Here is a 12,327-nt window from a genome sequence, read left to right as displayed (position 1 = left end):
CCTCTTTTATAAGCGAAGACTCTCACTTTTTGAACGAGCAGCCCTCCTTCAATCAAAAAAATCCCGCTCTCCAATAGACATGGAGAGCGGGTTCGTTAGTATGATTCATCCTCTGTTTGCTGCAAGGAATGTAGTTCGGCTGCGTATTGGTAAAATGCGTTTTCATCTTTTTCATCGAGTACTCTGTCTATCAGAACCATGAGCTGCTCTTGACGATGCATACGCTGGATACGATTTAAAAATAAATCTAAATAAATCTCGTTTAATAATTTCTCTGCCTCATCAACTTTTTTCGACTGACCCACGGCTTTTAGAAAATCTGTGTACGAATAATATTTATCCAACGATCTCACCTCGATCCTTTTCTAAATTATATGAAAATTGAAATTAAATTGCAATGCTTACGAATCGAAAATAACTTGGATTAGCTATTAATCTCGTGACATTTGCAGCGAATTCTCTAAGCATTTCATACTTTTCTGAAGGGTTTTCAGCTACTTTGTCTATTTTTTGAAACTCTCATTTTGTTCTACACTACCGTTATCAACAGAAAAGGAGGCTTTCTCTATATGACTAGCAATTTTGTCAATAGCTACTTAATTTCATTCAACACTTACTTGCTTCAACCTATTCAGCACAACTCCAAGGTTTTCACTCATGTTATCGATAAGCACAATGAGCTGATCGTCACGCGTAAACCGATGCACGTGCTTCGAAAATCTTGTATCTCATTAGGTTCAACCTATGAAGCTGCAAAACTATCGGCTAAACGTTTCTTTGGCAATCAACACAAGCTACCAATCGTCGTGGCCTTTGACTACGGCTATCCCTGTATTTTTCTACCAACCTACTCCCCGAACTCCATTCATAATATATGGATTGGACTTCACGCGATTATCAATATTACCCCAAGTCAGACGGGGTGTGTTGTCACATTAAAAAACGGTAAAGCAATTGAACTACCTATTCAATATGCCTCGATTAGTAAACAGTTTTTGAATGCATCAATGCTCTATAAATATTACATGAACGAGCGCAAGCAGCTTAGCCAAGATGCGCCATATCATCCTCCCTTTTAACTAGAAAATCCCCCAAGAACACCTCTTGGGGGATTTGTGTATTAGCCAATTTTCGAGCGTAAATAGGCATTAATAAACGGATCTAAATCGCCATCCATCACTGCACCAACATTACCTGTTTCTTCATTCGTACGGTGATCCTTCACCATAGAGTATGGGTGGAATACATACGAACGAATTTGTGAGCCCCAGCCGATTTCCTTTTGCTCACCACGTATTTCATCTAGTTGCGCTTGCTGCTTATCTAACTCTAATTGATATAATTTCCCTTTTAGCATCGTCATCGCTTTTTCACGGTTTTTAATCTGTGAACGCTCTGCTTGACACTGTACAACAGTACCAGTCGGAATATGTGTAATACGAACTGCTGAATCTGTCGTATTAATATGCTGACCACCCGCACCTGTAGCACGATACGTATCAATTTTTAAATCCTCTGTGCGAATTTCGATTTCAATATTTTCGTCGAACTCTGGCATAACATCACAAGAAACAAATGATGTATGACGACGGCCTGACGAATCGAATGGTGAGATACGCACTAGACGATGCACGCCTTTTTCAGCCTGTAAATAACCGAAAGCATTGTGACCTTTAATCGACAATGTTACCGATTTAATCCCTGCTTCATCACCAGGAAGATAGTCCACAGTCTCCACTTTAAATCCACGTTTCTCCGCCCATCTTGTATACATACGTAACAGCATAGAACCCCAGTCCTGAGATTCCGTTCCACCGGCACCAGGGTGTAGCTCTAAAATGGCATTGTTTTGATCATATGGACCACTTAACAGCAATTGCAGCTCAAAATCTCCCATTTTTTGCTGGAATTCTGCTAGCTCTTTGCCTAGTTCTTCCTGTAACTCTTCATCTGGCTCTTCCTGTAAAAGCTCCAGTGTCATATCTAAATTTTCATGGGTTTCCACTAAATCTTTATATTCATTGACGATTGCTTTTAAGCCATTGCCTTCATTGATGGTCACCTGTGCCCCTTGCTGATCATCCCAAAAGCCAGGCTCTAGCATCATTTCATCTAGCTCCTGAATGCGTGCCTCTTTGTTTTCTAAGTCAAAGAGACCCCCTGAAGTCCGCCAGTTTTTTGGCTGTAGTGTCTAACACATTGCGTACATCTGCTAATTCAATCATTGTTAAATCCTCCGAACGTTAGTAATGGAGCTAACATTGCACTCACAAAGCTCCGTATCTTTTCATTATAACGTTTTTACAAAGGAAAACATACTATCTAGCAGTTGTTTTCTCGGAGTAATCAATGATCCTGTGTCTCGTCCTCTAGCATATTAAGAGCGAGACGCTGAAAAACCTTTACACGGTCATACTGAACAAGCAAATGCTTTGTTCGTTTTTCTAACCTATATTTTAATAAATAGGCTCTCTGAATACGATATTCTAACGCTTTAACACTGACATCCACTACCAGTTCCTTGCCATTCGTAAAAGTTATTTTTGCTCTCTTTTTATCCACAGCGATATATTCATCAATATGATGAACGGCGAACCAGATACATTCAGGCTGTAGAGGAGACTTACTTGGAAACCATAAAATATTACATCGTTCATCCACTACAATTGGATTTTTATTAAGCTTTCCTAAAATCATTTTCGAGCCATCAAATGCCCCTCTTAAACTCGAACCAAAATAACGAAGGTTATAGTCCATTAACTTCGTTGGTGCTAATTTCGATAGATATTCATTATTTTTCTCAATCACCCGCGTACATAAATTTCCAAAGGAATCATACACAGGCATATACATCATCGTTTCACTATTCATAATATCTTTTTTATGCACCTATAGTCCTCCTTTATACACTTTATGTTTTTTCAATTAAAATAAAAAGGGATATACCAATATTCGTACATTCCAGATGTTTGTGACTCGTAAAATTGCTTTATTATCATGCATAGCACCCCTTCCCTTTCTAGGTCTAAGTCTTCATAGCACCTTCTTATTTAGGATAATAACAGGAGCTTCCCTGAACTAAAATCCTAATATTACAGCTATTGTATACCCATATTTTTCAATTGTCTATAAATTCTGACTTTTATTCCTAAATTTCTTCCTAAAACAGTATGATGTCAAAAGAAAAAACCATTTCAACATGTAGTTAAAATGATTTTTTTCACTAATATATTATTGACCTGCACCATGACAGTTTTTAAATTTCTTGCCGCTTCCACATGGGCATAAATCATTACGACCAATGTTTTCAGACTTACGTACAGGTTGCTTTTTCGGAGCTGAGCCGCCTTCTTCCTTCGGATTAACCGCTTGGCCCTTCGCCACCTCTTCACGCTCAAGATTACTACGAATTTCTGCCTTCATTGCATATTTCGCGACATCCTCACGAATAGACGCAACCATATCCTCAAACATAACAAAGCCTTCTTGTTGATATTCTCGAAGTGGATCATTTTGTCCATATGCACGTAGATGGATACCTTGACGAAGTTGGTCCATCGCATCGATATGATCAATCCATTTCGTATCAATAGAACGTAATAAAATTACCTTTTCAAACTCACGCATACGCTCTGGTGTCAGTTCTGCCTCTTTTTCATCATAACGAGCATGAACAGCATCCGAAATCAACTGATTAATGTCTTCAGCAGACTTGCCTTGGAAATCTGCTACTTTAAGCTGACCCTCTTCTAACAGATTAGCCGCTACAAAATCTTCAATTGCTTTTAAGTTCCAATCTTTCTGCTCACCCTGAGTATACAGACCAACAACATTATCGATTGTCTCTTGAATCATAGACTCTACGAGTACACGCATATTCTCTGTTTCCAATACATCATAACGCTCTTTATAAATAATCTCACGTTGCTGACGTAGCACATCATCATATTGTAATAAGCGTTTACGTGCATCAAAGTTATTACCTTCGACACGTTTCTGTGCTGATTCTACAGCTCTCGACACAACTTTTGATTGCAATGGCTGAGAATCATCCATGCCTAAGCGCATCATCATCGATTTCATATTATCAGAGCCAAAACGACGCATTAAATCATCTTCTAGGGATAGATAGAACTGCGTAACCCCTGGATTCCCTTGACGACCAGAACGTCCACGAAGCTGGTTATCGATACGACGGGATTCATGTCGCTCTGTCCCGATGACCGCTAAACCACCAATTTCTAGTACACCTTCACCTGGTTTAATATCTGTACCACGACCCGCCATGTTTGTCGCAATCGTTACTGCGCCCTTAGTACCGGCATTTGCAATAATTTCTGCCTCGCGTTCATGATTTTTCGCATTCAAGACATTATGAGGGATTTTATGTTTATCAAGTAACTGCGAAATAATTTCAGATGTTTCAATCGCAACTGTACCAACAAGCACCGGTTGTCCTGCCTTATGACGCTCAGCAATATCGGCCGCCACCGCTTTATATTTTCCTTCCATCGAAGCAAAAATTAAATCTGGACGGTCATCACGAGCTATTGGTTTATTCGTTGGAATCGCAATAACGCTCATGTTGTAAATATTTCGGAACTCTTCTTCCTCTGTTTTCGCTGTACCTGTCATACCCGCAAGCTTTTGGTACATACGGAAATAGTTTTGGAACGTAATGGTAGCCATTGTCATTGATTCATTTTGAATGTCAACGCCCTCTTTGGCTTCAATTGCTTGGTGAAGTCCATCAGAATATCGACGTCCCTTCATTAAACGACCCGTAAAGCCGTCAACAATTACAATTTCGCCCTCTTGGACAACATAGTCAACATCATTATGCATACTCACATGTGCCTTTAATGATTGGTTTATGGCATGGTTTAAGCGTACATGTGTTAAATCAAACAAATTGTCGATTCCAAATGCTTTTTCTGCCTTTTCTACACCTGCATCTGTTAATGTAACACCTTTTGTCGACTCTTCGTATGTGTAATCTGTATCTGCACTTAACATGCGTACAAAAGCATTAGACTGTTTGTACAACTGTGCTGATTTCCCAGCTTGACCCGAAATAATTAATGGCGTACGAGCCTCATCAATTAAAATAGAGTCCACCTCATCGATTACAGCATAGTGAAGCGGTCGTTGAACACGTTCTTCTTTATAAAGCACCATATTGTCACGTAAATAGTCAAATCCTAATTCATTATTTGTACTATAAGTAATATCCGCTTCATATGCCGCACGCTTCTCTTCTTTTGACAGGCTATTTAAATTTAAACCTACTGTAAGACCTAAGAAATTATACAGCTGTCCCATTTCAGCTGCATCACGACTAGCCAAATATTCATTGACTGTTACAACATGTACACCTTTACCAGTAATCGCGTTTAAATAAACCGCCATAGTAGCTGTTAATGTTTTACCTTCACCTGTTTTCATCTCTGAAATGTTACCTTCATCCAGTGAAGCAGCCCCCATGATTTGAACACGGAAAGGATACATCTCTAAAACACGTTTAGATGCTTCGCGACAAACAGCAAAAGCCTCTGCACGAATCGACTCTAAATGCTCACCATCAGCATAACGCTTTTTAAACTCTTCTGTTTTTGCTTGTAATTGTTCATCTGAAAGCTGTTCCATTTGAGAAGCGAATCCCTCTACTTGGTCAGCGATTTTTTCTAATTTTTTTAACTCACGTTTATTGAAATCAAATAATTTATTTAATAGGTTTGCCATGAATGTTTTTCACTTCCTATATAGATTCAACTTCCATTTTACCATTGTGTAACAGTTTCATGCAAACAGTCACCCTACTTGCAGAAGAAAGTCATACAAAAAAGACTCTCGCCATCGCGAGAGCCTTTGTCATCATGAAGTTTTAAGTTGTTTCGATTAAGCCATATTTACCGTCTTTACGTTTATACACAATATTTGTGCCATTAGATTCAGCATCTGTAAAGACATAGAAATCATGTCCTAACATATTCATTTGTAAAACAGCCTCTTCTTGATCCATCGGTTTTAAATCAAATTGCTTTGTACGTACAATTGAGTATTCCTCTTCCTCTGTAGTAGCATCAGCGGCTGCTTGTGTAGTAGCAAAATAAAGGCCTGCACCTTCACGCTCACGGAATTTACGGTTTACTTTTGTTTTATGCTTACGGATTTGACGCTCTAATTTATCAACGATTAGATCAACCGCAGCATACATGTCATTATGACGCTCTTCAGCACGAAGAGTTAAGTTCTTCATCGGAACTGTGACTTCCACTTTTGTTTGCTTGTCATTATAAACCTTTAAATTTACGTTAGCATTGGCGTTAACATCTTCGTTAAAATAACGTTCAACTTTTTCGATTTTATTCTCAACATACTCACGAATAGCTGGAGTTACCTCAATATTTTCACCACGAATGTTAAAGTTTAACATGTAAACTCCTCCTTTATAACTGCTATACTATCTATTTCTACACAAGTGTGTGAAATTCCTCTAAAATAATTCTTTTTTTTACAAAAAATTTTTATAAAATTAATGGTTACTTTGCTTTTTTGCTTCTGCCGCTTCCTTTTTACGTCGCAGCTTTAATTCTTCTACAATCAAATCTTCTACTCGTGCCTGATCATTGAAATAAATGCCATATTGCTTGCCGCTACCAAACGGACGGCTCCAAATAACTTCACCATAAGCCCGCACCTCTTGTGTATCAAGCACAAAATGGATATCCAATGGTGGAGGATTCACGCCTAAATCCACTTCAGTAAACATCTTTAACCCACGTGGACTAATGTCCAGCAAGTCCGCCATAGCCGTTTGTCCATGATTGACCCTTCCGTTCTCATAAATAGCAAAAGTTATTTGAACAGGCTCCTCAAATTTAAATCGGAAACCTTCTTGACGCTTAAAGATCATATTCCCACCCCAGTACTATGTTAAACATTTATATTGCTTTGATTATGACACGATGCCCTTCTTACAGCTAGAGGGAATAAGTAACATATTTTACCGTCAAATAACCTAATTTATGACTATTTAGTGTTAATTTCTAGTTATTATTCCTGTCATATAGAAAAGAGACCATCTTCTGATGATGGTCTCTAATTTTGTCTAAATTTGTCCGTTGTTTCCCTGACCAAATTGCTGTTGTCGAGTAATGCGAATAACTTCCTTCCACGTATCGCGGAATTCCGTCACCAATCCTTCTACTTCTTCAATAATCGCTACATCATTTTGAATGTTCGCTTCGACTAAACGGCGATTCATATACTCGTAAAGAGGTAGCATTTGCTTCGAAATCTCAATATCCATATTGAGTGTAGACATCAGCTCGGCAATGATTGCCTGTGCCTTTATAAGATTTGTATTTTTTTCTTGGACATTTTTCTCTTGTATAGCCTGTTTTGCCTTATTCAAGAATTTCAGACATCCATTATAAAGCATTAATGTCAGCTCGCCAGGAGATGCAGTAGTTACACTATTTTGTTTGTACGCATTTTGTGCTGTTAAATTTGCTGCCAATAAAGGACAACTCCTTTGAAAGGTTACTTATTTACTAGTTTAAACCATTTTACGAAGAAAAGCTATTTGATCAATTACGCCTCGACGTAATTGTGTCGGGATTTTGAATTGTGTGATCATAATTCATCCTTTTAAAATTCTTGACGTCCGCTGGAGCTTTATCTTCCATTCGGTTGGCGACTTCCACCACGCTGACTGAAGATAAAATGTTAATTCTTTTTGTCATAATACATGCCATCCATCACACGAACATTCGAGTAAGGATTGTAATATTGCTGTTCACTTTTTTTCGTTTTTTGTAGGTTTGCCATATCTTGCTTAACTGCATCCATAACAGCTGCTAATCGTTCTTTAATACCATTATCTAGATCCAACAGTGTACGATGAATACGATTTTGTTCATCGAAATGAAAACCTTCTTGTTTCAAGCCTTTAATAATCGTTTCACGCTTGTCCAACATGTTGTTTATTGTGTCGATATATTCATCGCGGTCTTCGCCTTTTGGAATACCACCTAATAATTTATATAGATTCGCTGATGCCTGCAATAGTTGATTTGTTAATTGCATAAAATTCCCCACCTTGCTTCTTTAAAAACCTCATCAAGAACCTTGTGAGAACAAACTTGATTGTGAATTGGCTTTATTAATAGCTGCCTCCATAGCAGTGAATTGCTTCCAATAGCGAGCTTCGATACTTTCTAGTTTGCTCTTCCAAGTGCTAATTCGACTTTCTGTATCTATAAGATTTTTCCCAATTGTATATTGAGCGTCCGTCATTGTAGCACGACCAGCTTTTTTCTCAATACTGATTTCAAAAGATTTCATCGATTCACGTAATTTATCTATGTAACCACGTGTATCAACTGTTTTACCATCTACTACGTCTTCTTTTTTACCTTCACTATTTTTAAAAAGCTTTTCGACTGCATTTGGATCTTCTTCTAAAGCTTTTCGTAATTTATTTTCATCAATTTCAAGTGTTCCGCCATCATTGTAGTTTTTAGTTGTCGTAATTCCAATACTAAATAACGTATTATATTTAGAATCAATACTTGGATTAGCTTGATACACTAATGAACGCATACTAGACAGTCCTTCACGAATAAGAGTATCACCTCTTAATAAACCACTCTTCGCTTTTTCTTCCCAAAGTTTAATCTCACTTTCGGACATCTCTTCTTTTTGCTCGCTAGTTAATGGTGTATAATCACGATATTTTGTTTCTTTCGTTTGATCATTAAAATCTTTAATCAATCCGTTATAAGTAGTAACAAATTCTTTGATTTTTGCCATGATGTCATCAACATTTGTTGTTGATGTCATTGTGACTGCTTGTGCTTTTGGTGCAGCATTTACTTTCGCATCATCAATACTACCATCACCATTTAGGATACCAGCTGCATCAGCATCTGCTTTTGCCGCATTTTGCGTACTAGTAGCTTCATTTAAACGCGTAGTGGCTGCTTTTTCTTCAGCATCTGCAGTTAAGTACTCTGTACGCAAGATATTTTGTCCCGCTAATGCGTAAAATTTATCTTTTTCACCAGATGACAAATCATTCCAAATCTTCTTTTGTTCCTCTGATAAATCAGCCTCTTTTTTACTACCATCTTGTAAACCTTTTAATAAAGCATCGCCGAATTTGCTGTACTTTTGTTTTAAATCATCAGCTTGAGCTTTTTCTTGATAAGTTTTTAAAGTTGCCGAATCTGTTGCAATTAATTTAGTCAAATCATCTTTACTTAAAGATTTTAATGCATCTTTTACTTCTTGTGAAAATTCCGTATTATCATCTATATCTTTATGAATTTTTTCGATAGAATCATTACTGTTATATGGAAAGCTTTTTAATGCATCTATGGCATTTTGGTCAAAACCTTTTAATTTTGTACCATATTTTTCGTACTCAGCTTGAACTTTAAAATCTGTAAGTTGATTTTTATTTGTAAATAAAACGTCTAACGCTTCATTAGATAAACCCTTTAATTTGGCTTTGCTTTCATCACTTAAAGAACTTCCGTCTAGATTATCTTTAATACCTTGTACTGATGACTGGTTGTTGATGAAATCTATTTCATCATTTGATAAATTCCTCCATGTGTCACTTCCAATTTTGTTGTATTGCATACGCTGTGACAAAGTTAAAGTATTACCAAAGGCATCTGCATAAGCAGTTTCGTGTGCCGCTGTGTAGCTATTAATATCACTAGCACCATAAGCTCCTTTTTTTGTTGCCAGATTTGCTTGTTTATTTGCTAAATTAGTGGTAGCATTTTTAAATTCTTCCACAGCAGCCTTATACTTATCTGAAATTGTTTGAAGGCCATTGAATGTATCCTTTAACGTTACATTATAACCTGAAATCGTAAACGTATTTGTTGTTCGTTCAGTTGCTATGCCATTCACAGTGAAAATAGCATTTTTTCCTTCTGTATTTTGAACTTTATTTGGATCAGCAAACCCTAACTTGTTGAAAATGTCTAAACCGCCTACAACTTTAATTTCATCATCGCCTTTAACATCACCAGTGTTTTTGGCAGTAAATGAGAATCGGCCATTTTCAAATACAGCGCTGATCCCTGCATTACTTGTATTTACTTTACTAATAAACTGATTCACAGTCATATCAGAAGTAATTTCAATTTTTGTTGCTGCACTTGCTAATTGACCGTTGCTTTGAATAGCTTTAAATTCAATCGTCCCTGTTGCCCCTAAATCAGACATTTTCGTCGAACCTACAGCACTTACTTGATCACCAACTTTACGAGCCGCTGTAGCTAATTGCGAAACACCTTCAATTGACAGTGTTCCCGCAGCACTTCCTGTTGCAGTAGCAGATACTAAATTAGAGTTTGAACTAGCTGCCGTTTTAGATAGGAAACTTTTTAATACTAAGTTATCAGCAATGTAGGTATCCAATGTTTTTAATTTTGTATTAACACTACGATATGCGTCACGCTGCCACTCATATGTTTGTTTCTTTTGATATAACTTGTTTAATGGTGCTTTTTCCGCAGACATTAATTTTTTTACTATTGAATCTATATCCATCCCTGATGCTAATCCACTTATTCTATTTACCATTATAATTTCCTCCTAATTTTGCTTATATTTTTTCGTCAACAATCATCCCTAATAACTTTTGCATCTCATAAAATGCGTCTAAAAGTTTTTTAGGCGGGATTTCTTTTACAACTTCTTCTGTTTGGGTATCGACAACCTGTACGAAATAACGATCTAAACCGTCATGCAACACAAATTTTGAAGCGTTATGATTAATTTGTAAAAATTCATTTACTGTATCTACCACATTTTGCAGCTTGTCTTTCGATATTTCTTGCATCTCAGTAGTAGGTATTTTATCTCCCTGTAATTGCGTTACTGACTGAAATTTACTAGTAGTCGTCGCAGTTTCCTCTAAACCAGCTTTCTTAGAAATTGTCGATGACGTTGCATTTCCTACATCTGTAGACTGTCCCTGAGCTGCAATACGCATAATATGTAACCTCCTAAACATTTCTTATTCTTATATTTAATATCGGAAGTTTTTAGGAATGTTTCACCTTTTTACAGTAATCTACTTTTGCTGATACATTACTCAAAAAAAGCCTCTAGTTTAGAAGGCACTAACAGCCTTTTTTGAGACAGTAAGAAAACACCCTTTAAACAGCCAGTTGATAGTATTTTACCGGCGACTGGTAGTTTTGTTTTGTTTGGATACGAATATTTATAATAGTGTATATATTCTTCGACGATACGATTCACACAAGCATTAGCCGTGCTATGCTTCCTCTCAAGTTCTTTGTCCTTTTTAGTACTACAATTTGTTGTTTTAAGAAACTAATTTCAGCTTGTAAACGTGCCTCTTCTGTATCATATTCAAGACCTTTCCCAAATGAATATTGTTTCCCAAGTGGTTGTTGTAATCGTTGATGCCCTCCTTCACTGGCACACCAGCTAACCTCATTTCAATCGCTTTCATTTTTATTCTCAATGGGATAACTTACTCTTGTACCCATAGAAAAAACACCTCCACATTGATTGTTTGGTATTCAATACCCGTTTTTCAACGAAAGGTGTTTTTATTTGTCTTATATTTTTAGGTCAGTCCGAGAATTTGCTGCTGAACCAAAGGCTTTTTTATATTTCACGCTTTTATACTAAATATTAAACATAGTAAAATATTAGTCTACCCATAATTCTTGGTTCTTTTGGTCCCGTAAAACCTATGCCTTCTTTCGTAATTGAAAAACTACTGCTGCGTCTACCAAAGATAATGTTAAGTTTTTTCTGTTCCATTACCAACCGCGTGTAATATGCCTTGGATAAAAGACAAATGTTATAGTATAATAATTCTTCTCTTAATTCCTTATAAATACTAATCCATCAGCCAACATCATACGGTATATTCGTCTAATATAAACTTTGCATAATTAAAATCATTATGTTCTTTACTCTTTCTTTTCACTATGCTAGTAGTATATCTACCATTTCCTGGTGACACACTTTAAGATACGTTTGATATGTTTTCTTTTTAACTGTTATATTCCAACTTGTGTAGGAAGTATCTTCACACACACTTCCTACACCACTAAAGTCATTTAAATATTTAAGTATTAATATAGATCTCATTCTTCACACTTCATGAAAATCACAATCAATGATATTAATGTAATACTTTTCTAGAAACCACAACATATAAAAATGAGATCAAACAAGTTTGTTATACATCAGTACAAATAATCTAATTTAGACACTTCAAAACACCAATAATTTAACCTATTTTTTTGTATAATAATCGAA

General features: G+C 36.6%; 11 protein-coding genes and 1 pseudogene. 1 reads left to right on the top strand and 11 read right to left on the bottom strand.

Going from position 1 to position 12,327, the window contains the following annotated elements:
• Window positions 1–95: 95 nt before the first annotated feature.
• Window positions 96–344 (bottom strand): IDEAL domain-containing protein, encoded by a 249-nt coding sequence (locus tag V6670_RS03375; RefSeq protein WP_036120988.1) that lies wholly within the window; start codon window positions 342–344, stop codon window positions 96–98.
• 225 nt (window positions 345–569) lie between these two features.
• Between V6670_RS03375 and V6670_RS03370 the strand changes: the two genes are divergently transcribed.
• A complete protein-coding gene (locus V6670_RS03370; protein WP_141904759.1) occupies window positions 570–1,079 on the top strand; it encodes a competence protein ComK in 510 nt (169 codons plus the stop codon).
• A 41-nt stretch (window positions 1,080–1,120) separates the two neighbouring features.
• Here the strand turns inward: V6670_RS03370 and prfB are convergent.
• The 10 genes and pseudogenes from prfB to V6670_RS03320 form a co-directional block, all read right to left on the bottom strand.
• Window positions 1,121–2,222 (bottom strand): peptide chain release factor 2 gene (prfB, locus tag V6670_RS03365; protein ID WP_141904856.1). Its coding sequence is split into 2 segments (ribosomal slippage): window positions 1,121–2,149 and window positions 2,151–2,222, totalling 1,101 coding nucleotides; the frame shifts between segments, so codons are not numbered across the junction.
• A gap of 124 nt (window positions 2,223–2,346) precedes the next feature.
• Entirely contained in the window at window positions 2,347–2,889 is a 543-nt protein-coding gene (locus tag V6670_RS03360) for a competence protein ComK (protein WP_036120994.1), read from the bottom strand.
• Between the two features lie 342 nt (window positions 2,890–3,231).
• The gene (gene secA, locus V6670_RS03355) at window positions 3,232–5,742 is read right to left on the bottom strand and encodes a preprotein translocase subunit SecA (protein WP_338652610.1); all 2,511 of its coding nucleotides are present in this window, start codon (window positions 5,740–5,742) and stop codon (window positions 3,232–3,234) included.
• A gap of 142 nt (window positions 5,743–5,884) precedes the next feature.
• The gene (gene raiA, locus V6670_RS03350) at window positions 5,885–6,436 is read right to left on the bottom strand and encodes a ribosome-associated translation inhibitor RaiA (protein WP_036121000.1); all 552 of its coding nucleotides are present in this window, start codon (window positions 6,434–6,436) and stop codon (window positions 5,885–5,887) included.
• 99 nt (window positions 6,437–6,535) lie between these two features.
• The gene (locus tag V6670_RS03345; protein WP_036121003.1) at window positions 6,536–6,916 is read right to left on the bottom strand and encodes a PilZ domain-containing protein; all 381 of its coding nucleotides are present in this window, start codon (window positions 6,914–6,916) and stop codon (window positions 6,536–6,538) included.
• Between the two features lie 195 nt (window positions 6,917–7,111).
• Window positions 7,112–7,522 (bottom strand): flagellar export chaperone FliS, encoded by a 411-nt coding sequence (gene fliS, locus V6670_RS03340; RefSeq protein ID WP_338652606.1) that lies wholly within the window; start codon window positions 7,520–7,522, stop codon window positions 7,112–7,114.
• Between the two features lie 209 nt (window positions 7,523–7,731).
• Window positions 7,732–8,091, bottom strand: coding sequence for a flagellar protein FliT (locus tag V6670_RS03335; protein WP_338652604.1), 360 nt, complete (start codon window positions 8,089–8,091; stop codon window positions 7,732–7,734).
• Window positions 8,092–8,124: 33 nt separating this feature from the next.
• Complete coding sequence (gene fliD, locus V6670_RS03330) at window positions 8,125–10,608, bottom strand: flagellar filament capping protein FliD (RefSeq protein WP_338652602.1); 2,484 nt, start codon at window positions 10,606–10,608, stop codon at window positions 8,125–8,127.
• 22 nt (window positions 10,609–10,630) lie between these two features.
• Window positions 10,631–11,020, bottom strand: coding sequence for a flagellar protein FlaG (locus tag V6670_RS03325; protein ID WP_338652600.1), 390 nt, complete (start codon window positions 11,018–11,020; stop codon window positions 10,631–10,633).
• Between the two features lie 298 nt (window positions 11,021–11,318).
• A pseudogene (locus V6670_RS03320) lies at window positions 11,319–11,543 on the bottom strand (IS3 family transposase); the annotation flags it as partial.
• Between the last annotated feature and the right edge of the window lie 784 nt (window positions 11,544–12,327).

This window comes from Lysinibacillus sp. Y5S-8 (assembly GCF_036894365.1).
GTDB classification, from domain to species: domain Bacteria; phylum Bacillota; class Bacilli; order Bacillales_A; family Planococcaceae; genus Lysinibacillus; species Lysinibacillus fusiformis_D.
The sequence above is the reverse complement of the archived record's forward strand: the minus strand, read 5'-3'. Positions and strand labels throughout refer to the sequence as shown.